Genomic DNA, 19,268 nt, shown 5'->3' on the forward strand with positions numbered 1-19,268 from the left:
CATGACCAGCACCACCATCGTCACGTTCAGCCGTCCGGGGGCGCTCCCGCACGCCACCGTCCGCTCCCGCGTGCGGATGGCGGACGGTCAGCCCGCCCTGATTGAGCAGGGCAGCTCCTTCGAGATCCTGCGCGGCAACCTGTGCGGCGCGGGCACCCTGCGCTTCACTGCCCCGCCCCGCTTCCGCCCCGGCGACTGGGTGCGCGTCTACCTGCCGGGGGACACCTGCCTGCCCGGCGATCCTGCTGACCACCCCCGCTACCTGGGGGAGGCGGTGGGGGAGCCCTGGGAGGTGGGGGAGGGGGAGATCGCGCTGCGCCCCCTGACCGACCGGGTGCTGAAAGCCGCGTGGCGGGGGGACGTGGTGGGCGGGGTGGTGCAGCCGTTCACCGCGCCGCTCAAGCCCTATTTCGAGATGGCGTGGGCACGGTGCCGCCTGCCGCCCGGCATCACGCTGGGGACCGTCTCGGAGAGCACCGCCACCTTCCGGTCGGTCAACCCCTTCGAGCGGCTCGACACCACGGTGCAGACGCTGCTGCCGGGGCTGCCCGGCGGCGCGGCCGGGGTCGACGCGCGGGGGCGCTTCCACCTGCTCGCGGCGCGGGACGAGGTGGCGGCGCACTTCTTCCGTGCCCGCAGCGACCGGCCGCCGGGCCGGGTGGACAACTACGCCAATTGCGTGCGGCTGCCCTACGCCCGCCCCGACGGGGTGGAGGCCTTCTTCGAGTTCCGGGCCGGGCTGGAGGTCGCGGTGTTCGGGGAGGCGTGGGCGGTGGAGGCGCTGCCCACCGGGCTGACGGTCCTTCAGGACAACCCCTACGCCGCCCTGGGCACGGCGACCTCCCTCACCCTCCAGCATCCCGATCTGCCGGAGTGGCAGGCGGCCCAGAACACCAACGCCCCGGTGTTCTCGCCGTCCTGGGGCGGCAAGCTGTCGCAAGGGGCGGACCTCGGCGTGCTCTACGGCACGGCGCTGACCCTGGCGCAGTGGGCCGACTCGGCGGTGCGGCTGCCCTTCAACCCGGTGACGGGGACGGGGGTGGTGGTGACGGCCCTGGAGCCCGGCCTTCAGCTCGAAAAGGTGATGGGCAACGTCACGAAGCCGGTGTCCCTGGGCCAGGGCGCCCCCTTTCATCCCACGGGGGGGCCGTGGCGTGAGGTGTTCGACAGCACGGCGGACCCCGCCCCCTATTCCGGCCCGACCCTCCTGCGGTACACGGTCGAGTCCGTCAACGCCTATGCCAACGCCAACGGGCGGCTGCCGCCTGGGTTCCGGGTCGGGGTGGTGGATTACCCTTCTCCCGGCGAGCTTGCCGTCACCGCCGCATCAAGCGCCAATCCGGTGTCCCGGCGCATGGTTCCGGCGCAACTGATCGCCGTTGACTTGGGAGGAGGGCACACGCGCTTTGAAGCCGTCCCCCGGCCTTTCGGCCTGGCCCCGAGCGTTCGCTTGACCCTGCCCGTCGCCCGGTCCTGGCGGGCGGGGGACGTGGTGACCACGGACGCGGCAGTCACGCGGGTACAGGCCGAGCTGAACACCAACCCGCCCACCCTGCTCGACCTCACGCGGGGCGAGGACGATGCGGACACGGGGCGGCGGGTCTGGGTGCTGCCGCAGGACTACCAGCTGTCCACGCTGATCGTGTCCGGCGACCCGGCGCAGATCGGCTGGATTGGCGTGCGCCTGGCCGATCAGGCGGGTCTGCTGGTCTACGCCACCGGACTGCTGCGCCACCGCGTGCAGCCGGTGCGCGGTTGGAAGGGGACGGTCCCCGACCTGCGCCGCCTGGACGTGGACGGGATGATCCGCTTTGACACCCCGGAAGGAGACGAGGAATTGGACTTTCAGAAGGCCACCTACGATCTGGGTGCCCGCGAGACCGTGTTGGAGGCCGGGACCCCCTGGCCCGCCGATGACGACGAGGCGATCGCCAACATGATCGAGAGCGTGGAGCGCAGCGTCCGGAGGGCCGGGTGACCCGGCACCGCTTTCCCGCCGACCTGCCCAGCCCCGCCGATGAGCGACCGCTGCTCACCTGGCTGGACCGGGACCGGGCGCCGCTGTTCCGGCTGCTGAAACTCACTGACGAGCACGAGGTCCGCATCCTGGAGGAGAACCTGCCGGGGCTGCGTCCGGCGGGGAACGTCGTGGCCCTGCCGGGGACTGGGGCGCAGGTGTACGCCGGATATGACGCCGTGCTGCCCGACGCCTACGGGATCACGGTGGGGGTGTGGGCGGGGACGCACCCGGGGGCGCAGACCCTGATGGACCAGGTGACGGACGCGGCCATCCGGACCCGGTACGTGCAGGAGGGGGCGCTGGTCCGGCCGGTGACCCGCTTCACGGGCATCGAGCGCGGCTGGCGCGGCGCGGCCGCCCTGGGCGCCACGGTGAAGGCCGTGTTCGCCCTGGCGAGCGCCTACCGCTTCCGGGCGCCCCGCTCGCGGGCCGTGCCGGTCGGGGCCGCGCAGACCCTGCCCATCCAGGGCCGCGCCCCCTGCGACCTGCGGGTGGAGATCACGGCGGGCAGCACTCCCGTGGTCAATCCGACCATCGACGGGGCGCTGGGGCGGACGCTGTGGGCCGGGACCATCCCCGCCGGGCAGACGCTGGTGATCGACGAGCTGGAGGGGGCCGGGGTCTGCGACCTCGGAGGGCTGGACCGCTCCACCAGCCTGTACGGGCCGCAGCCGCAGCTCACGCCGGAGCAGCCGGGCATCACCATCACGGCCCCAGGGGCCACGGCCCGGGTGACCTGGCAGGAGGGAGTGTTTTGACGAAGTTCATCCACAAGATCGACCGGGTCGGCTTCACAGGCCGACTCTTCGCTTATTTCGAGAGCCAGGGTGCCACTGGGCCGGAGGGAGTCGCGGGGCTGGGACGGGCGCAGGGGCTGCCGGTGGGCGAATACGACGCCGAGGGGTGGCTGAAGGCGGAAGGATTGGGGGGCGACTACATCGGTACCGCGTCGAAGGCAGGCGTGCACCGGACGCCGCCGCGACTGACCCTCACGGTGATGCAGGACGGGATGCCAGCGCTCTCGGACGCCTTCTCTCCCGTCGAGACGGCTGATGGAGTCCTCGACATCAACGCCGCCCTCCGCGCCGGTCGTCCCCTGACCACCACCCCCGAGCAACTGCGGGGCACGGCGGAACTGCTGGCCGAGGGGCAGACGCTGTTGCCCGAGCTGCGGCAAGCGCTGGCCGATACCGCGCAGACGCGGAATGAACTCGTGGACATGGTGACCACGCTGGGCCTGCTCGACCGTCTCAGCGACGTGGAGCGGTTCTACCAGGACCACGGCTACAGCGTGACCTCGGGTGACCGGGGCGGCACCCGCATCATCCGCGCCGCCCTGGGCGGCCCCCTTGCCCTGACCGACAACGGGGACGGCACCGTGACCCTCCGGGGTGACAGCGGCCAGTTTTACAGCGCCCACAACAGCGACGGCACCCTCACCGTCGGGAGGTACGCATGACACAAATTGAACTCGGCACCCTGCTCACCAAACCCGGCGCGGTCGAACTGATCGGGAAAGAGCTGGAGGCCCGCACCCAGGGCGAGAACCGTCCCAACCGCGTGCTCCCCCCCGTGCGCTACAAGCCCCACGCGGGCGAGCTGCTGCCGGTCACGCCGGGCACCTTCGACCAGACCACCACCAACGCTGGATGCGACATGGTGTATGACCGTCAGCGCGGCCTGAACACCATCATCTACGGGGCCTGGAACGGCACCGTGGGCGACAACAACAGCGGCGAGACGACCATCGGTCTGGCCTACAGCGACGGCCTGAGCAACTGGGCCAAACTGCCCGGCCCCATCCTGAGCAAAAACCCGTCGAGCACGGCGATTGACCGGGGCGGGGTGACGTTCCCGCAGGTGACGTACTGGGACGGCGTGTACTACATGTACTACATCGGGTTCGACGCACCCGGCTACGACATGGGCGACAGCGCCATCTGCCTCGCGGTGGCGACCGACGTGCGCGGCCCCTGGACCCGGCGCGGCCAGATTCTCAAGGGCGGTCAGCAGGGCCTTCCGAATGACCGCATCTGGCGGCCCACCGTGTTCCGGGTGGGACAGACCTGGTACATGGTGTTCAACTCCAGCAATGCGGGCACCGAGGAGCTGTGGCGGGCACGGGCGCCCCATCCCCAGGGACCGTGGACGGTGGAGGGCCGCACCATGCCGGTGAGCGCCGTGCCGTGGGCCAACGGGACCATCCTCAGTGACCCCGACGTGACCGTTTCGGGCGATCTCTTGCTGCTGCATTTCTGGGCTCTTGCGACCAGCGATAATGCCGGCAAAATCGGGTTCGCCACCTTGCCCATCGCGGACTGGCTGGCCGGGCGCACCACCTGGGCGGTGTACCCGGAGCCGACGATGGAGATGATTTTCGGGAGTCCCATCACCCGCCCGGTGACGTTCGAATATGACGGGCAGCGCCACATGCTGTTCTGCGGGTCGGGGACGCAGGCGGGGAGCAAAGAGACGATTCGGCTGGCGTCGGCGGCCCCGCGCATCGTGCCCGTGCTGAACGCGGTGGGCCGGGAGAACATGTACGGCGGCGTCGGGCTGTTCAATTCCGCGCAGCCCCTGTATGAGCTGCGGCTCAACCGCGACGAGTGCGGGGTGCGGCGTTCGTGGCAGGAGTGCCGCCTGCGGGGTCGGCTGCATGTGCGGCAGTTCGAGGGGTATGACCTGGCGGGGACGCGCATTCGGATCACGATGGAGGGGGGGACTCCCGTGGTGGACGTGGCGCTGAAATCCGGGCAGGCGGTGGTGGAGGTGGACGCCCGGTTGCGCGACATCGCCACGGTCAACCCTGCGGTGTACCTGTATGCAGTCGCCAGCCCCAGCGACTCACAGTTGATCGTGACGCAGGCGGCGCTGCGGGTGGAGAACCTGTAGCACACAGTAGCGGGACAGGAATCGGCCAGTTTCCTGCGCCAGATGGGGTAAAATAGCCACACCAAAGCCCCGCGCAGTTTGCGGCTGCCGGGGCGGTGGCGCGGCACACAGGAGGTGCAACGCATGACGAAGATAGAGGATGGGCTGACGCCAGAAAAGGTCCGTTGGTTGTTGGACGAATGCACGCCCGGCCCTTGGTATATGAGGCGGGGCGGCTTGGTCGGCAACCGCCTCATCTGCTGTGAGGCCAGAAACGGAATCGCGTTGGCCGAAACGGTCAAGCGCCCCTGGGAGAGCGCCGTAGAGCACGCGGATGCGGCTCTCATGGCTCTGGCTCCCGAGCTGGCCCGCGCTTATCTCCAACTGACAGAGGCGGACGAGGGCGGTAGGCGCGAACGGGCACAGGACGGGGAAAACCCGGCGACGGCTGAAGGCGTTACCGACTCCTCCTCCTCAGAACACTCGGACGAGGATGCTCTCGCCCTGAAGACCCATCACGAGCGGCTGGCTGCTGCCAGTCGGCAGGAAGCGCGGGTCGCTCCCAACGCCGCCGAGGTGCTGGAACTTCTTGCCCAGGCGATTGAGGCGCGGCGTGATCGTCAGAAGTGCGGCACGTCCTTTGACGATCTGGTGGAGCAATTGGACCCCGCCCATATTCGCTCTCTCATTCGCCCTGTCCGCGCAGGTGCTCGGGCGGTAATGGCTCTCCGCTAACCCTCCCGATACGTGCCGGTAGCGGCCCCATCATCGCCCACCTGCGACACACCTGAGTGATTCCGCTCCTGCCCCCGCCCCGCGCGGGGGCTTCCCCTTGCCCTGCCCAGGCCCCGGCCCTGGTGCGGCGACGACTGCCGGGAGAGAGACGGTGATGCCTCTGCGTACCCCTATCCGGGCCGCTGCCCTGCTGGTAGCGGCCCTCCTCACGTTTGCCCTCGCGGCCCTGATCGTCACGCCGCTGCCCCTGTGTCGGGCGACCGCTCAGCGCGTGGGCACCCATACCACCCCGCTCGCCCAGACCCTGGTGCGGGTCGAGATCGACCCTGCGTGCGTTAGGCCCAGGTACGCCGTGGTCCGCTATCGCACGGCCCAGGGCGGCGTTCTGCCCCCCATCGGCTATCTCATCCTGCGCCCTGGCTATCCCCGGCAGGACCGCTACTGGCTGCGCCCCGGCGGGCGCGTCGAGCTGAAACGCGACGGGGGCAGTTGGGTGACTATCTGGAGGTCCGGCACATGAGGTTCGGTAGACCCCGCATTCAGACCCCCGCCGGATTCGGCCTGATCGCCACCGGCATCGCGCTGGGCTGGCCGTTCGGTCGCCCCAGCTACGTCGCCCTGGAAGAGTGGGGCGGGCACACCTGGCCCTGGTGGATGTGGCCGCTGGTGTGCGTGCTCATCGGCACCCTGCTGATCAGCGCCCGGCGCCCCCGAGTGAGCATCCCGGCGCTGGCGCTGGCCGCGCTGCTGTACCTAGTCCTGGGAGCAGGGGTGGTGTTGAGCGTCGGCCCCGCCGTTGCCGTGGGGCCAGTGCTGGCCCTGTTCGTGACCTGCCTGCGGGCGGCCGTGGACCTCCGGGCGGATGTGAGGGCAGGGTCGTGACGCCCGGTGAGGTGCTGGCCTGGGTGACGGGCGTGAGCGGCGTGGCGATCAGCGCCTACACCCTGGTCGCCAAGGGCCGCGAGACGGCCTGGAGCCAGGCGACGGCCATCCGGGTGGAGCTGCAGAGCCAGATCGACGAGCTGCGCGAGCAGATCAGCTCCCGCGACACCGAACTCGCGGACACCCGCAAACGGCTCGCCGCCGTGGAGGGCCAACTCGCCACCTCGGCGCTGGAGCATCGCACCCTGCTCGACTTCGTGCGTGACGTGGTCGGTGGGCAATACGACCTCGATTGGTGCAAGCGGCGCGGGCTGGAACTGCTCGCGCGGCTGACGCCGAAAGGACCGACATGACCATCTGCAACCCCGTGCTCGAAACGGACACCATCCGCTACAGCATTCAGCCCGGCTGCGCGTTCCTCGACCCCGGCTACTACCCCGGCACCAAGCAGGCCCACAGTGGCATCGACCTCAACGACGTGCGCGGCGGGGACTCCGACCTGGGCAACCGGGTCCGGGCCGTCGCGGATGGTGTGGTCGTCGCGGCAGGCACATTCCCGAAGTGGGGTGGCATCGTCCTGATCCACCATCCCGACCTCGGCGTCTGGACCCAGTACGGCCACGTCTACGGCATCACGGTCCAAGTCGGGCAGGCCGTCCGCATGGGCGACATCGTGGGCCACATCGGGAAGATGGAAGGCGGCAAGGGCTGGGCGCACCTGCATTTCGAGGTCAGGCGCTCGCTGCTGCCACCGGACTTCTGGGCCTCGAATCGGTACAACACCCGCAGGCAGGCCACCGACTACATCCGCGAGCACTACCACGACCCCGAGGACTGGCTGGCCGAGCACGGGGCACTGCGGACGCTGGCCGAGGTGGAGGCCGCGCGGGGGGAGCGGCGCGGCGGCGGGGTGGTCGTCGATCAGCCCAGCCGAGCGGTGCCGTTGAACTGGTACCAGCTCCATGACGAGGCCATGCGGCCCCTAGAAGGTCAGTGGGTCAGTGTCGTCGAGAACACGAAAACGCGCGAGCGGCGCGTGGTGAAGGTCGGAGACGAGAAGCTCCGGAAAGCGGGGTTGATCTGATGGAACTCGTGAACCTGATCGCGACGGTGGCCGCGCTCGCAGGCCTGCTGCTGACGCTGGTGCAACTCTTTAAGGCCCACCTGGGGCTGAAGGGGCGGCGGGTGCTGCTGCTCAGCGCGGTCCTGGGGATGGTCCTGGGGGCGGTGTTCGCGGCGGGGGGGCTGATCGGCTTCAACTATCTGCCCGCGTGGCCGCCCCCGGTCGGTGGAGCGCTGCTCGGGCTGCTGTCCGGGCTGGTGGCGTCGGGGGGCAAGGATGTGGTCACGGGCCTCCAGAAGAACGGGGCGAAAGCGCGGGCGCAGGCAGAGGCGAAGTACAACCCGGTCCCCACGCCCGACAGCACGGCTGAGTGGGTGGATGCCACCCTGAACGACCTCACCGGGCGCTGACCCGTCGGCACCTGCCCCCCGCTTCCGGCTTCGGCTGGGGCGGAGGGGGCCTTTTTTGTGGCTAGGCGGGCGTAGCTGTATAAGGACCACGCACCCTCGGCCAATCCGATGCCCCTGACATGCTGTAATCCAACAATCATTACAGGGGGGCACATGGCGCACAGGAAAGGACATGTATGGACGGCCGGCAAACTCGATTTCCTGGAGCGGTATCTGCCTGCGTTTCAATTGGCCTGCAAGCAGTTCTGGCCGACTGAGTCCGAACCCGAGCACTCAAACACGTACTACGTTGATGGGTTCTCTGGGCCGGGAACCAACCAGATCGGCAGCAGTGTTCGTCGCGGCTCCCCTCTAATCGCTGCCTCTGTGAACCCCCCATTCCGGAAGGCGTACTTTGTCGAGAAAATGGTGCAGCCGTACCGACAACTCGTCGAAAACTTGCAGACGCCGGAGCTTTCAGACCGAAGCGACCGGATTGAGGTCACGCGAGGGGATTTCAACGCCTTAGTGGACCAAATTCTGGCGAGTCGGCGCCCGGGCCTTCCCACCTTCTTCTTCCTAGACCCCGAAGGCCTTGAGCTGGAATGGAGCACGGTGGAAAAAATCGGGCGTGCTGGCCGCGCGGACCTTTTTATCCTGATCTCCGCTGGGGGGGTGACCCGTTGCGCTGGTAGTCCGCCCACGCACGGCAGCGTCACGCGCTTTTATGGCCATGAAGACTGGCGGCCTATTGCCGACCACATGGATCCAGACCACGTGATTGGCCAGTCGAAGTTTGACGCGTTCGTGCAACTGTACCTGAAGGGCCTGCGCGGCCTTGGCTTTGATCACGTGGAGCGGTATCTCGTGGCCAAGAACAGCCAAAACAGTAGCATGCACGCCCTGGTGTTCGCGGCAAAGAATAGGACAGCGTTGAAAATTGCGGAGGACATTCTCCGCAAAATTGAGCATGAACAGCAGGGGGCTGCTCCGCTGTTCGATATTTAGGATGCTCCTGCTTAATCCGCCGCGACAGGCAGCGCTCTGGGCATCTGGCTCCATTCCATGCCATCAAGCAGGCGGCCCTTCGACTTCGGGCGCACCCCGCCCCACTGCTTATGGAAGAACGCGACGTCCGCCGCGATGCACTGATCGCGGATGCTCCGCACCCAGTCTTCTTCGATAGGCCGGCAACCTCGGCCAGACTCTCCACCCGTGATCACCCAGTGGATGCCTGTTAGATCAAGCTGGAGAGGGCCAAGCAGAGGTTCACAGGAAAGGAACCTTACCGAGGCGGGCACGGTACGCAGGGCGTCGATCCTAGTGGTGTACTTCTGTGTCTCGACAGACACCCCCACCCAGATGTGTTCAGGCCAAGGTAATAGGTGAGCCACCTCGGCCAGACGCTCAGCACGCTTAGTGAGAATCTGGAAATTGTGCTGGGGGCAGGCGGCCATGACCTCGAAAATTTGCCGCAGGTAGTCCAACGGCATCTGATCATGGAAGAGGTCACTCATGGAGTTGACGAAGATGCGGCTGGGCTTGCGCCAGCTACGCGGCTGTTGGAGCCGAGCCGGATGAAGCGTGAACTCGAAACCGTTCTGAAAATGGTTCGGGAAGCGCTTAGTAATTTCCAGGGCATAGCAGTGCTTGCAGCCGGGGCTGACCTTCGTGCATCCCGTAGTGGGATTCCACGTTTTGTCAGTCCACTCGATCCCTGTTGTTGTGCTTGCCATGTTTCACCCGTCCCATTCGTCTTCTAGCGTAACGCGTTCCGATGAGCTCTACTGCCTGCTGTTCACACCTACCTATTGCCGTACCCTCCCCCCATGCCCCCCGCCGACCTGACTGCCCCCGAGATCGCCGACCTGCTCGCGCAGGCCTATGCCGAGGACCAGGGCTACGGACATGACGGCCCCAGTGCAGAGGAGCGTACGGCCCTCGCAGATCGGCTGGGCTGCGACGAAACCCTCCGCGCTGAGGCCTGGGAGCTGCTGCGCGAGCAGGTGATCGACGAGGACGCGGCCGCCTACTGGCTGGACGTGGAGTTCATCGAGCCGTGTCCAGAGGGCTTTCGTCGCCAGGGGAATTGAGCCCACCGCCAGTAAGGAATCTGTCGGAGGTCGGTGGGTAGCGTACGGCCCACCATGGACGGACAGGCCTTCGCCGATAAGTGGCGCCACTTGGCTCCACAGATGTCGGAGCAGGCTGCCGCCCAGATGCACTGGAGCGATCTCTGCTCTGTGTTGCGCCGCCCTGCCCCAACCCAAGGGGAGTACGCCTCGGGCGAGTACGAGTTCGAGCGCGCGGTCCGCAAGGTCGGCACCGGGACCGCTGGCCGCGCGGACGTGTTCATGCGTGACCGGTTCATCGTGGAGTACAAGCGGGCGGGCTTGAACCTGGGGCCTGCCATGCAGCAGGCCTTTCTCTACGCCCGCGAGCTGGGCAACCCCCCACTGATCATGGCCAGCGACCTGCTGACGTTCCGCATCGCCACGAACTTCACGGGGACCCCGCCCCGCAACATCGACCTCACGCTGGACGACGTCGCGGTCAACCGGAGGATCGACGACGACCTAACGACGCACGAGGCCCTCCACGCCCTGTTCGACGATCCGGACCGTCTCCACCCCCGGCACGTCCGCGAGCGGGTCACCCGGAGCGCGACCGCGCAGGTCGGCGCCATCGCGCAGGCCCTGCGCCACCGGGGAGCACCACCCCGGCAGGCCGCCCACTTCGTCATGCGCCTGGTCTTCGCCATGTTCGCGGAGGACGTGGGCATGCTGCCGCGCGGCCTGATGGAGCGCGTGTTCAAGCGGGTACAACTTGCCCCGACCCTCAGCAAGGCGACCTTTGAGGAGCTGTTCCGGGCCATGCAGCATGGCGGCCCCTTCTGGGACCTGGACCTGCGGCATTTCAATGGGGGGCTGTTCGACGATCAGCTCGCCCTCGACCTCACCGCTGAAGAGGCCGCCCGCTTGATGGAAGCCTCCCGACTCGACTGGTCGAATGTCGACCCGGCCATATTCGGCACCCTGTTCGAGAACAGCCTGGCCACCGAGGTCCGGGCACAGCTGGGCGCTCACTTTACCGACGTGCGCGACATCGTGCGGATCACCGACCCCGTGGTCATGGTCCCACTGCGACGGGAGTGGGCGGCCGTCAAGGAGCAGGCCGAGGCGCTGGCGAAGACCAAACAGGGGAAGGCCGCCGCGCTGGGGGCCCTCCAGGCCTTCCACGAGCGCCTGGGTGGGGTGAGGGTGCTGGACCCGGCGTGCGGCAGCGGCAACTTCCTGGTGGTGGCCCTGGGCCAGCTGCTCGACCTGGAGCACGAGGTGCGTGAGCTGGCGCGTGACCTCGGGATGGGGGAATTCTCCCTGCCGCCGCGGGTGCATCCTCAGCAGATGCACGGCCTCGAGGTCGAAGCGTTCGCCCATGAGCTGGCGAGCGTGAGCACCTGGATCTCGTATTTCCAGTGGAAAGCGGCGCACGGGGGAGCGTGGGAAGAGCCCATCCTGAAGAAGCTGACGAACATCGAGCACCGGGACGCGCTGTTGACCCCCGAGGGGAGCAAGGCGCCCTGGCCGGAGGCGGAGTTCATCATCGGCAACCCGCCCTTCTTGGGCGGCAAGTTGCTGCGGAGCAACCTGGGGGACGAGTACGTCAGTCGCCTGTTCCAGGCTTATGGCGGGGAGGTGGCGCGGGAGTCCGACCTCGTCTGCTACTGGTTCGAGAGGGCGCGTCAGGCCTTCGGGGGTGGACTGACGCGCCGGGTGGGGCTCGTCACCACCAACAGCATCCGGGGCGGGGCCAACCGCCAGGTGCTTCAGCGGATTCAGGACACGGGTGCGTTGTTCAACGCCTGGAGCGATGAGCCCTGGCTGCAGCAGGGGGCCGCCGTCCGCGTGAGCCTGGTCTGCTTTGACGGGGGCGAGGAGACGGACCGGGAGCTGAACGGCCAGCCCGTCACCCGCATCAACCCCGACCTCACGGCGTCCACGGACGTGACCACGGCCAGGCCGCTGCCAGAAAACGCGGGCGTGTCCTTTATGGGGACCACCAAGGGCGGCCCCTTCGACATCCCGGGGGAGGTGGCGCGGCGCTGGCTGGCCCTGCCCAACCCGGACGGTGTGAGCAACGCGGACGTGGTGAAGCCCTGGGTGAACGGCATGGACCTGACGCGCCGCCCCCGCGATATGTGGGCCGTCGACTTTGCACTGATGCCGGAGGCTCAAGCCAGTCAGTACCTTGCTCCCTTCGAGTATGTCCGCGAGCGCGTTCTGCCTCAGCGGCGGGCTGGACGAGATGAACCCGGCAAGCTGAAGTGGTGGCAGCACCTCCGGCCGCGCCCTGAACTCCGCCAGGCGTTCACGGGCCTCTCCCGCTATATCTGCACCCCGCGTGTGGCCAAGCACCGCCTGTTCGTGTGGCTGCCCGTGGAGACGGTGCCGGACTCTGCCGTGATCGCCATTGCGCGGGACGACGACTTCACCTTCGGCGTGCTGCAATCCCGCGTGCATGAGGTGTGGTCCTTACGGCAGGGCACCGCCCTGGGCGTGGGAAATGACCCCCGTTACACACCGTCGACCTGCTTCGAGACGTTCCCTTTCCCTGTCCCCACGCCGGAGCAGCGGGCCGGGGTGGAGAAGTGGGCGCAGTATGCCGTGCAGATGCGCGATCATTTGCTAGCCCAGGACGCAAGGGCCACACTGACAGGGCTCTACAACTCGGTAGCGGAGTTGCGCCGCGCCCCGGAGAGCACCCACCCGGCCATGACCCTCCTGATGGCCCATGACCGTCTGGATGCCGCCGTCGCTGCGGCCTACGGCTGGGCTTGGCCCCTGACCGACGACGAGGTGCTGGCCCGGCTGCTGGCGCTCAACCAGGAACGCGCGGCCGCCGTCCTGACCTGAGCTAGCCTCCGGGCATGACCGACTTCCGTCCTGGCCATCCCCTGCCGTCTCTGGAGATCGACGCCAAGGAGCGCCAGCTCTACCACGCCCAGCGGGGGAGCGGCGCGTGGGCCACCATGCAGCGTGAGGAGGGCTCGTGGCAGTGGCGACAGCTCCACGGTGGAGGGGAAGCTGGATACGGGCGCGGCAGCTGGCGGGAGATGCAAGCCTGGCTGAAAGAGGTGCCCCATGCCTGACCCCGACCGTCACGCCCAGGCCAACGCCGATCAGGTCCGCCTGCTTCGCGAGGCCCTGAACGGCCAGGAGCGCGAGCGCCGACCCCGCTGGGCGCTGCCCGTGCTGGGGACCTCCGCCGCCCTCGGGCTGTGGCTGAACTGGGTGACGTGGCAGGACACGGGCATCCTGATCGCCGCCGGAATCGCGGCAGCCGGGGTGCTGACCGCCGCGTGGATCAACCTCCGGCAGTAGTCAGTTCGTGACCCGCTCGACGACCCCACCGGTCCACCCTTCGAGGGCATTGGCGATCCGCTGGCTGGACGTCTTGGCGTAGGTTTCGGTCGTACTCGTGCTGCTGTGCCGCATGTGCCGGGCCACCACGTACAGGTCCCGCGTGTCCTCCAGCAGCAGCGTCGCGCAGGAGTGCCGCAGCCCGTGCACCTGCCGCCGCTCGTACGTGACCCCGGCCATCAGGCACAGGGAGCGCAGGAGGAGCCGGACGGATTTGGGGTTGCGCCAGGGCAGGACGTGGTGCCGCCGCTCCTCCACGGGCACCCGGCTGAGGGCCTCGTGCAGTGCCGCGCTCAGGTGGATGCTCGCGGTCTTCCGGCCCTTGCCGGTCACCACCATGACCCGTGTCTCCAGGTTGACCCGGTCCCAGGTCAGGCTGACCAGCTCGGACATCCGCAGGCCCGCGTGCGCCCCGAGAAGGATGAACAGTTGCTCCCACGGATCCCCCACGGCCAGCAGCGCGGCGATGTCTTCCCGGCTGTAGGCCTCGCGCTTGTCCCACCGCTCGACCGTCTCCTGAGCCCTCGGCGTGTCGGCGATCGGGTCCGCCGTGGTCACCCCGGCCCAGCGCAAAGCACGGTAGAGAGCCTTGACCGCCGAGCGCCTCGCGTTGACCGTGCCAGGGGTCAGACCCTGCTTTCTGAGGTCCCGCAGGTACCCCACCGTGAGGTCGGTGTCGTGGTCCAGCAGCCGGTCCCAATCGCGCGAGATCACGTACCCCAGATAGAACCTCACGCCCGCGCGATAGCTCCTCAGGGTGTGCGGGCTGGTGTCCGACCCACCCCGCCCGTAGAGCATCAGGTTGTGGAGAGTGAGCGACACGAGGGTGTCCACGTCCCTCTTCTTGAGGGCCTTCTCGACGAGCTTGCGGCGGTCTTTCTTGCTCAGGTCATCCCAGTCGATCATGCGAACGGGACGCCCGACCCTCGGGAGGGCGAGGGCCGACGCGCACCGGACAGGCCGGATGAGAGAACGTGAGAGAAGTAGTTTACAGAACAGAGTAGTTTGAAAAGCAGAACTGAAAAAATGGTCTATGTAAGGGTTTTACGCCGTGTGGGCGAGACTGGAAGCAGGGTCGAGCGAGCAATTACATCGGTATGAACGTTTTGTTTATGTAAAACGTGGAAAGGCGATTTTCGACCCGTCGTCGGTCCATATGAGAGCGTCTGGCCTCCCCGGTGAGACGGCGGTGAGCGTTCCGGCCCTCTATGAGTACCTCGCGGCAGCATTTCCGCCTGTGGCCGCGAGGTTGCTGAACGGCGCGACGCTGGCGCGACGCGGTAGGTCTGGGCCTTCTTCGACCCCCGGAGCCGCCCTCGCCTGCCGCCCCCTGACCCCTGCGCCTGCCCCGGCATCCTGCCTGCGCCTGCGCGGCGCGGTGACCCACCTGGCCCCGACCAACCCGCCCTGCCCGCACCATCAAGGTATGGACGACCGATTCGATGTGGCCTTCATCGCCGACTTCACCGACCTCAGCAAGCGCACCGTGCAGAGCATCGTGCGGATGTACAGCCGCGTCACCGGGGACCCCGTGGCGACCGTGCGCCGCCGCAACTTCCAGCAGTTCTCGCTCACCCGCGAACAGCGCGACCGGGTCATCGGGGCCATCCGCGAGGTCGCCCGCGGGCAGCTCTCCTACGAGGACGTGTTCGCCCGGTACGCGGGTCAACCTGCCGTGCCCGCGCCCGATCCGCTGACCGAGTTGCGGGTCGAGATCACCGACCTACGCGAGCAGATCGAGGGGCTGACCGAGGCGGTCGTGCGGCTGACGGTGAGGCTGGAAAGACAGGGAGAGTAGCCGTCCATCCGTGGGAACCTCTGGCCTCCTGTTACAGTAGTCAGGTCAGGGGGACACATGCCGAGCAACAACACTGGACTCAGCCTCGACCGCCTGGCCGTGCGGGTGACCCTGCGACTCCTCCAGTCGCCGGGCACCTACACGGCCCGCAGCCTCGCCCGTGAACTCGGGGAGACGCCCAACCGGGTCACCCGGGTGGTGCACGCCCTGGAGGAGGAAGTGGGCGTGCAGCGCGACGGCCCGAACGGCCCGCTGACCGTGCAGTTCCCGGCCCTCCAGGGAGGTGACTGATGCCGGTACCGGAGACGTGGGAAGGGCCGCAGGTCCGCGAGGTGATGAGCGTGCGGCTGGACCCGGCGCTGAAGGCGGCGCTGGATGGGTTCGTGGCCGAGCTGCGGTCGGAGGGCTGGCCGCTGCAGAAACATCACGTGGTCGAGTACCTGCTGCGCGAGTTGAAAACGGAGGACGGCCGGGCGAAGGTGCGGGCGGAACTGGGGGCACGGGGGCCGGGGAAGCGTTAGGGGAAAGGGGCCTCGCGGCCCCCTTTTTTCGTCACACTAATCCCGCTTAGTTTCGTTTTTGCTACATCCCCGGCAACGCACACCACTCCTCGAAGCTCAGGCCGCACGCCTCGGCCGCGTACCTCTCCGAACACTCCCCGGCCAGCACCGCCGCCCCCGCGAACAGCTGGAGCGCCCGGGCCAGGTCCGGATCGGAGTCCAGCAGCATCCGGCGCCGCTCGCGGGCGGCCTCCTCCCGGCCCACCTGCTCCGCCCGCAGCTCGTGGTACGCCGCGACCACCCGCCCCCAGGTCGTGAGCCTCGGGCTGTGGCGGCAGCTCAGCAGGTGGTGGAGGTTCGGGCGGGCCAGCCCCGAGCGCCGGGCCAGCTCCACCTTCGAGATCCCGTGGCGCTCGATCAGCCCGCTCAGGGTGTCCGGGGTGAGCGTCACGTCCGGACCCCCTCGCGCTCCAGCAGTGCCCGCGCCTCCGCCTGCGCCCGCTCCACGTGCGGGGCGGTGGTGAGCGAAATAGTCGGACGGTAGTGGTGGTCCGGGTAGGCCAGTCCTGCGCGCATCAGCCCCTTGCAGATGTCCGCGACGTAGGGCCAGGGCAGCCCTGCCCGCTCGGCCACCTCGGTGATGGCCTGCCGCTCGTGCGAGAGGGCCAGCAGAACTCTGGCGCGGTTGACGGCGGCGCGGGTCACCCGGACGCCTCCTCCCGCAGCTCCCCGGCCCAGGCCCGCAGGCACATCTCCCAGCGGTCACGCTCGCCCATCCGGTCGGACGTCTCCACCCACAGCCGCCCATCGACGACCCATTCGGCGGCCCGCCGCGCGAGTTGCCGGGCACCCTCGTCCCCCGTGCCGTGGAACTGGAACACCACGTTGACAGGCAGCAGGTGTTGCCAGGTGTCCGGGTCCCCCGCGACCGGATTCCGGTCCGGGTTCAGGGCCAGCACGCTCAGTTCATACTCTGCCTCCGGATACAGCAGGGTCGCGGGCCGCAGGCCGGGGACTGGGGCGAGGCTCACCACGCTGAGCAGGTAGCGCGGCCAGAAGGGATGCGCGGGAGGCAGGTCCAGGAACCACGCGGCGAGTTGGTGGGCCTGGGGAAGGCCTTCGGGGAAAAGGGGCGTCGCGGTCCCCACGGGGCCAGACAGGACGGTCACGCCGCTCTCCCGATCAGGGGCCGCACCACGCCCCGCAGGTGCGCCAGCCGCGCCGCGTCCGTCGGGTACGCCGCGCCCCACTGCTGGGAGAGGTCGTAGGGCACGCCACCCGGCAGCCGCACCTCGTGCCCGACGACGCGGGCGGGGTGACCGGCGGCGATCAGGTAGGCGGCGAGGCTGTGGGCGGCGAGCAGCGGGTCGTGGGTCAGCGTCATGTTCGGCTCCTGGGGGGTGGGGGCGGTGGCCTCGGCGAGCAGGGTTTCGAGGTGGGCACAGTCGGCGTTCAGGCGCCCGACGGCGGCCTGACTCGCGGCGAGGTCCTGGCGGAGCTGGTGCAGGTCATTGCGGGTCAGGCGGTCCCGCTCCACGGTGGCCGCGCGTTCCTGGCGCAGGGTGGCGGTGAGGCGCTCGATCTCGGCGTCCTTGCGGGCGATGACCTCGGCGTGGTCCTTCCGGGCCGCCTCCAGCGCGCGGCGGGCCTGGGACGCTTCCGCCTGGGCAGCCTCCGCGCCGTTCAGGGCCATCTCGTGGGTGTCGCGCAGGGCCTGACGCTCGGCCTGAAGGCGCTCGACCTCCGCCACCACATCCGCCCGACATTGGGCCGTCAGAGCTTCAAGGTCCCGTTCCTTCTGGGCCATGAACTGCCGCGCTTCGGCCATCACAACCTCCCGCTGGGCGTTCAACATCAGCAGCAGCGCCCGCTCGAACCGCGCGGCTTCCTGATGGATGCCGGTCAGGGCCGTGCTGGAGCCGCCCTTGATCAGGCCCGTGCACCCGGCCTGGAACGCGACGAGGGCCAGCCACAGCAGCTCGGCCCCGTGGCCGTCCGACCGGCGGACATACCCGCCCAGGAGCCGCTCCGTCTGCCGTACGGCCGCGCCGAGCTGCTCGTCGGACAGCGCGCGGAAGGCGGCGTTGACCTTGTCCACGGTGGCCTGATCGCCGGGCTTCAGGACCGTGGGGGGCACGGCTGTGCGGATGGCCTCGGCCCGGACGTCGAGGTGGGGGACCAATTCGGCACGGTCCTGGGCGATGCGGCGCTGCACGAGATCGGCGAGCACCGCCTGGGGGTCAGGCAGGGGGGCGGACTTGGTCATGGGGACCTCCGGAGGAGTCGGGTCAGGGTGAGGCAGGTGGCGAAGCGGGTGTTCACGAAACTGGGGGCGCCGTCGACCAGGCCGGTGCTGAGTCCGGTGGCGCTGGTGCGGCCGCCGTCCTGCACCGTGAACCACACGTCGTCAGGGGTAGGGAACCGGTGGCGGACCTGCACGCCGTGTTCCTGGGCGAGGAGGGCGCACACCTCCGCGATGTCGGCGCGTTCCTCGTCGGTGAAGGGGCGGGTCATCGGCGCCCCCGGAACTGCTGCTTGAGCGCTTCCAGGCGCCGGGCCACCTCATGGGGGGGCAGCACGTCGTCGGAGGGGGCCGGTGCCGACGGGCGTGGGTGCCTTGCGCGGGCTGGGGCTTTCGGGCGCGGGCCATCCCACGGCCGACACTCGCTGACGTGGCGATACCAGTCGTGCGGGTAAGTGTCCTCGCTGGAACCGTCCAGCCTGACTGGCTCCCGCTCCCAGATTCGTGTGATGTTCAGCATCGGGACGCCGTCGTCGTCGAGGAAGGCGCCCGCCACCTTCCCGCGCAGGGTCATCCCCAGCGCGCGGCTCTGCACGTAGTCCCCGACCTTGAACGGCACCTTGCCTTCCCGCAGCACCACGCGGGTCAGGCAGGTGGGGCAGTACAGCACCCAGTGCCCGCTCGGTCGCTGCCAGTTGGGGAGGAGAGGCTCGGTGCACAAGAGCTGGGCACCCACCGGCACCGGCTTCCGGCACAGGGCCTTCCCCTTGTCGGCCCAGTGGTCCCGGTCCCCTTGGGCGCCGCGTATCCAACCGGTCAGGGACGTGGGTTTCTCCGCTAGGGTCACGGGGTCAACCCCTCGAAGAGGCTGGGCATCACCCACTGCCCAGGGGGAACAGGCACAGCGGGCAGTTCGGGCAGCGGGACCGGGGCGGCCTCCTCCTTCACGGGGGACGGCTCTACCGGCACGGCCTCCCAGTGCCCCGCCCGCGCCATGCCCTCGCCGCGAGGCCCGCGCACCAGGGCGACCCGCTCGCCGCCCTGGAGGGTCAGGTGGGTGACCACCACCCCCCGGCCGAGGCGAGGGGTGATCACCTCCTGGCCGGGTTCGGGCAGGCGCAGCGCTTCATTCAGGTCGACGCACTGCTTGAGTTCAGGTCCAATTTCCTGCACTTCGTGAGAGCCGGGCGGGGGCCGCAGAGTCCGGGCTTCTTCGGCGGTGTACCGGGTGACGGTGAACCCCTGGGCCTCCATGCAGGCCCGGAAGCGCTCGCCGTCCCCGTCGCCCCAGTCGCAGGAGCTGGCGTGCAGGAACCCGGTGGGGGTGATGGCCTGGAGGTAGTCCATC

At 68.8% G+C, this 19,268-nt stretch carries 27 protein-coding genes; 18 read left to right on the forward strand and 9 right to left on the reverse strand.

Annotated elements, in window-relative coordinates; genetic code table 11:
• Window position 1: 1 nt before the first annotated feature.
• From C3K08_RS17530 to tcmP, 11 genes are all read left to right on the forward strand, one after another.
• Window positions 2-1,978 (forward strand): hypothetical protein, encoded by a 1,977-nt coding sequence (locus C3K08_RS17530; protein WP_104992729.1) that lies wholly within the window; start codon window positions 2-4, stop codon window positions 1,976-1,978.
• Entirely contained in the window at window positions 1,975-2,778 is an 804-nt protein-coding gene (locus C3K08_RS17535; protein WP_104992730.1) for a hypothetical protein, read from the forward strand. The genes C3K08_RS17530 and C3K08_RS17535 overlap by 4 nt, the downstream gene beginning before the upstream one ends.
• A complete protein-coding gene (locus tag C3K08_RS17540) occupies window positions 2,775-3,479 on the forward strand; it encodes a hypothetical protein (RefSeq protein WP_104992731.1) in 705 nt (234 codons plus the stop codon). The genes C3K08_RS17535 and C3K08_RS17540 overlap by 4 nt, the downstream gene beginning before the upstream one ends.
• Window positions 3,476-4,912 carry a hypothetical protein gene (locus tag C3K08_RS17545; protein WP_104992732.1) on the forward strand — a complete coding sequence of 479 codons (1,437 nt, stop codon included), beginning with the start codon at window positions 3,476-3,478 and terminating at the stop codon, window positions 4,910-4,912. Before C3K08_RS17540 ends, C3K08_RS17545 begins: the two co-directional genes overlap by 4 nt.
• Window positions 4,913-5,035: 123 nt before the next feature.
• Window positions 5,036-5,626: a hypothetical protein gene (locus C3K08_RS18180; RefSeq protein ID WP_158680073.1), complete on the forward strand. Its 591-nt coding sequence runs from the start codon at window positions 5,036-5,038 to the stop codon at window positions 5,624-5,626.
• Between the two features lie 154 nt (window positions 5,627-5,780).
• Window positions 5,781-6,146: a hypothetical protein gene (locus tag C3K08_RS17555; RefSeq protein ID WP_104992734.1), complete on the forward strand. Its 366-nt coding sequence runs from the start codon at window positions 5,781-5,783 to the stop codon at window positions 6,144-6,146.
• Complete coding sequence (locus tag C3K08_RS17560; protein ID WP_104992735.1) at window positions 6,143-6,508, forward strand: hypothetical protein; 366 nt, start codon at window positions 6,143-6,145, stop codon at window positions 6,506-6,508. The genes C3K08_RS17555 and C3K08_RS17560 overlap by 4 nt, the downstream gene beginning before the upstream one ends.
• Window positions 6,505-6,861, forward strand: a complete 357-nt coding sequence (locus C3K08_RS17565; protein WP_104992736.1) for a hypothetical protein — start codon at window positions 6,505-6,507, stop codon at window positions 6,859-6,861. The genes C3K08_RS17560 and C3K08_RS17565 overlap by 4 nt, the downstream gene beginning before the upstream one ends.
• Window positions 6,858-7,592 carry a M23 family metallopeptidase gene (locus tag C3K08_RS17570; RefSeq protein WP_104992737.1) on the forward strand — a complete coding sequence of 245 codons (735 nt, stop codon included), beginning with the start codon at window positions 6,858-6,860 and terminating at the stop codon, window positions 7,590-7,592. The genes C3K08_RS17565 and C3K08_RS17570 overlap by 4 nt, the downstream gene beginning before the upstream one ends.
• Window positions 7,592-7,981 carry a hypothetical protein gene (locus C3K08_RS17575; protein WP_104992738.1) on the forward strand — a complete coding sequence of 130 codons (390 nt, stop codon included), beginning with the start codon at window positions 7,592-7,594 and terminating at the stop codon, window positions 7,979-7,981. Before C3K08_RS17570 ends, C3K08_RS17575 begins: the two co-directional genes overlap by 1 nt.
• A 153-nt stretch (window positions 7,982-8,134) precedes the next feature.
• Window positions 8,135-8,968, forward strand: coding sequence for a three-Cys-motif partner protein TcmP (gene tcmP, locus C3K08_RS17580; RefSeq protein WP_158680074.1), 834 nt, complete (start codon window positions 8,135-8,137; stop codon window positions 8,966-8,968).
• 11 nt (window positions 8,969-8,979) lie between these two features.
• Here the strand turns inward: tcmP and C3K08_RS17585 are convergent, their stop codons facing one another.
• Complete coding sequence (locus C3K08_RS17585; protein WP_104992740.1) at window positions 8,980-9,696, reverse strand: DUF5131 family protein; 717 nt, start codon at window positions 9,694-9,696, stop codon at window positions 8,980-8,982.
• A gap of 93 nt (window positions 9,697-9,789) precedes the next feature.
• On the opposite strand from C3K08_RS17585, the gene C3K08_RS17590 reads away from it, so the two are divergent.
• Genes C3K08_RS17590 through C3K08_RS18185 form a run of 4 tightly spaced genes read left to right on the forward strand, consistent with a single transcriptional unit; the run spans window position 9,790 to window position 13,341 of the window.
• A complete protein-coding gene (locus C3K08_RS17590) occupies window positions 9,790-10,053 on the forward strand; it encodes a hypothetical protein (protein WP_104992741.1) in 264 nt (87 codons plus the stop codon).
• A gap of 54 nt (window positions 10,054-10,107) precedes the next feature.
• Window positions 10,108-12,873 carry a class I SAM-dependent DNA methyltransferase gene (locus C3K08_RS17595; RefSeq protein ID WP_199777071.1) on the forward strand — a complete coding sequence of 922 codons (2,766 nt, stop codon included), beginning with the start codon at window positions 10,108-10,110 and terminating at the stop codon, window positions 12,871-12,873.
• A gap of 14 nt (window positions 12,874-12,887) precedes the next feature.
• Window positions 12,888-13,109, forward strand: coding sequence for a hypothetical protein (locus C3K08_RS17600; protein WP_104992742.1), 222 nt, complete (start codon window positions 12,888-12,890; stop codon window positions 13,107-13,109).
• Window positions 13,102-13,341 carry a hypothetical protein gene (locus C3K08_RS18185; protein WP_158680075.1) on the forward strand — a complete coding sequence of 80 codons (240 nt, stop codon included), beginning with the start codon at window positions 13,102-13,104 and terminating at the stop codon, window positions 13,339-13,341. Before C3K08_RS17600 ends, C3K08_RS18185 begins: the two co-directional genes overlap by 8 nt.
• Here the strand turns inward: C3K08_RS18185 and C3K08_RS17610 are convergent, their stop codons facing one another.
• Complete coding sequence (locus tag C3K08_RS17610) at window positions 13,342-14,286, reverse strand: tyrosine-type recombinase/integrase (RefSeq protein ID WP_104992743.1); 945 nt, start codon at window positions 14,284-14,286, stop codon at window positions 13,342-13,344.
• Between the two features lie 520 nt (window positions 14,287-14,806).
• Between C3K08_RS17610 and C3K08_RS17615 the strand changes: the two genes are divergently transcribed.
• Genes C3K08_RS17615 through C3K08_RS17625 form a run of 3 tightly spaced genes read left to right on the forward strand, consistent with a single transcriptional unit; the run spans window position 14,807 to window position 15,699 of the window.
• A complete protein-coding gene (locus tag C3K08_RS17615) occupies window positions 14,807-15,178 on the forward strand; it encodes a hypothetical protein (protein ID WP_104992744.1) in 372 nt (123 codons plus the stop codon).
• Window positions 15,179-15,235: 57 nt separating this feature from the next.
• Window positions 15,236-15,469, forward strand: a complete 234-nt coding sequence (locus C3K08_RS17620; RefSeq protein ID WP_104992745.1) for a hypothetical protein — start codon at window positions 15,236-15,238, stop codon at window positions 15,467-15,469.
• Window positions 15,469-15,699 (forward strand): hypothetical protein, encoded by a 231-nt coding sequence (locus tag C3K08_RS17625; protein WP_104992746.1) that lies wholly within the window; start codon window positions 15,469-15,471, stop codon window positions 15,697-15,699. The genes C3K08_RS17620 and C3K08_RS17625 overlap by 1 nt, the downstream gene beginning before the upstream one ends.
• Before the next feature lie 61 nt (window positions 15,700-15,760).
• On the opposite strand, the gene C3K08_RS17630 is transcribed toward C3K08_RS17625, so the two are convergent.
• Genes C3K08_RS17630 through C3K08_RS17660 form a run of 7 tightly spaced genes read right to left on the reverse strand, consistent with a single transcriptional unit; the run spans window position 15,761 to window position 19,267 of the window.
• Complete coding sequence (locus C3K08_RS17630; protein ID WP_104992747.1) at window positions 15,761-16,129, reverse strand: hypothetical protein; 369 nt, start codon at window positions 16,127-16,129, stop codon at window positions 15,761-15,763.
• Window positions 16,126-16,383: a helix-turn-helix domain-containing protein gene (locus tag C3K08_RS17635; protein ID WP_158680076.1), complete on the reverse strand. Its 258-nt coding sequence runs from the start codon at window positions 16,381-16,383 to the stop codon at window positions 16,126-16,128. Before C3K08_RS17635 ends, C3K08_RS17630 begins: the two co-directional genes overlap by 4 nt.
• Entirely contained in the window at window positions 16,380-16,847 is a 468-nt protein-coding gene (locus C3K08_RS17640; protein WP_104992749.1) for a hypothetical protein, read from the reverse strand. The genes C3K08_RS17635 and C3K08_RS17640 overlap by 4 nt, the downstream gene beginning before the upstream one ends.
• The gene (locus tag C3K08_RS17645; RefSeq protein WP_104992750.1) at window positions 16,844-17,944 is read right to left on the reverse strand and encodes a hypothetical protein; all 1,101 of its coding nucleotides are present in this window, start codon (window positions 17,942-17,944) and stop codon (window positions 16,844-16,846) included. The genes C3K08_RS17640 and C3K08_RS17645 overlap by 4 nt, the downstream gene beginning before the upstream one ends.
• Window positions 17,941-18,192: a hypothetical protein gene (locus C3K08_RS17650; RefSeq protein ID WP_104992751.1), complete on the reverse strand. Its 252-nt coding sequence runs from the start codon at window positions 18,190-18,192 to the stop codon at window positions 17,941-17,943. The genes C3K08_RS17645 and C3K08_RS17650 overlap by 4 nt, the downstream gene beginning before the upstream one ends.
• Window positions 18,189-18,767, reverse strand: coding sequence for a hypothetical protein (locus tag C3K08_RS17655; RefSeq protein ID WP_104992752.1), 579 nt, complete (start codon window positions 18,765-18,767; stop codon window positions 18,189-18,191). The genes C3K08_RS17650 and C3K08_RS17655 overlap by 4 nt, the downstream gene beginning before the upstream one ends.
• Window positions 18,764-19,267, reverse strand: a complete 504-nt coding sequence (locus C3K08_RS17660) for a hypothetical protein (RefSeq protein WP_104992753.1) — start codon at window positions 19,265-19,267, stop codon at window positions 18,764-18,766. Before C3K08_RS17660 ends, C3K08_RS17655 begins: the two co-directional genes overlap by 4 nt.
• Window position 19,268 lies beyond the last annotated feature (1 nt).

Source organism: Deinococcus sp. NW-56 (assembly GCF_002953415.1).
In the GTDB taxonomy this organism is placed as follows: domain Bacteria; phylum Deinococcota; class Deinococci; order Deinococcales; family Deinococcaceae; genus Deinococcus.

Excerpts from the sequence above, each read along its gene's own strand:
- C3K08_RS17600 (WP_104992742.1), top strand. The coding sequence starts at position 12,888 with ATGACCGACTTCCGTCCTGGCCATCCCCTGCCGTCTCTGGAGATCGAC.
- C3K08_RS17560 (WP_104992735.1), top strand. The coding sequence starts at position 6,143 with ATGAGGTTCGGTAGACCCCGCATTCAGACCCCCGCCGGATTCGGCCTG.
- C3K08_RS17585 (WP_104992740.1), bottom strand. The coding sequence starts at position 9,696 with ATGGCAAGCACAACAACAGGGATCGAGTGGACTGACAAAACGTGGAAT.
- C3K08_RS18185 (WP_158680075.1), top strand. The coding sequence starts at position 13,102 with ATGCCTGACCCCGACCGTCACGCCCAGGCCAACGCCGATCAGGTCCGC.
- C3K08_RS17645 (WP_104992750.1), bottom strand. The coding sequence starts at position 17,944 with ATGACCAAGTCCGCCCCCCTGCCTGACCCCCAGGCGGTGCTCGCCGAT.
- C3K08_RS17530 (WP_104992729.1), top strand. The coding sequence starts at position 2 with ATGACCAGCACCACCATCGTCACGTTCAGCCGTCCGGGGGCGCTCCCG.
- C3K08_RS17570 (WP_104992737.1), top strand. The coding sequence starts at position 6,858 with ATGACCATCTGCAACCCCGTGCTCGAAACGGACACCATCCGCTACAGC.
- C3K08_RS17595 (WP_199777071.1), top strand. The coding sequence starts at position 10,108 with ATGGACGGACAGGCCTTCGCCGATAAGTGGCGCCACTTGGCTCCACAG.
- C3K08_RS17545 (WP_104992732.1), top strand. The coding sequence starts at position 3,476 with ATGACACAAATTGAACTCGGCACCCTGCTCACCAAACCCGGCGCGGTC.
- C3K08_RS17620 (WP_104992745.1), top strand. The coding sequence starts at position 15,236 with ATGCCGAGCAACAACACTGGACTCAGCCTCGACCGCCTGGCCGTGCGG.
- C3K08_RS17650 (WP_104992751.1), bottom strand. The coding sequence starts at position 18,192 with ATGACCCGCCCCTTCACCGACGAGGAACGCGCCGACATCGCGGAGGTG.
- C3K08_RS17590 (WP_104992741.1), top strand. The coding sequence starts at position 9,790 with ATGCCCCCCGCCGACCTGACTGCCCCCGAGATCGCCGACCTGCTCGCG.
- C3K08_RS17660 (WP_104992753.1), bottom strand. The coding sequence starts at position 19,267 with ATGGACTACCTCCAGGCCATCACCCCCACCGGGTTCCTGCACGCCAGC.
- C3K08_RS17610 (WP_104992743.1), bottom strand. The coding sequence starts at position 14,286 with ATGATCGACTGGGATGACCTGAGCAAGAAAGACCGCCGCAAGCTCGTC.
- C3K08_RS17625 (WP_104992746.1), top strand. The coding sequence starts at position 15,469 with ATGCCGGTACCGGAGACGTGGGAAGGGCCGCAGGTCCGCGAGGTGATG.
- C3K08_RS17575 (WP_104992738.1), top strand. The coding sequence starts at position 7,592 with ATGGAACTCGTGAACCTGATCGCGACGGTGGCCGCGCTCGCAGGCCTG.
- C3K08_RS17555 (WP_104992734.1), top strand. The coding sequence starts at position 5,781 with ATGCCTCTGCGTACCCCTATCCGGGCCGCTGCCCTGCTGGTAGCGGCC.
- tcmP (WP_158680074.1), top strand. The coding sequence starts at position 8,135 with ATGGCGCACAGGAAAGGACATGTATGGACGGCCGGCAAACTCGATTTC.
- C3K08_RS17615 (WP_104992744.1), top strand. The coding sequence starts at position 14,807 with ATGGACGACCGATTCGATGTGGCCTTCATCGCCGACTTCACCGACCTC.
- C3K08_RS18180 (WP_158680073.1), top strand. The coding sequence starts at position 5,036 with ATGACGAAGATAGAGGATGGGCTGACGCCAGAAAAGGTCCGTTGGTTG.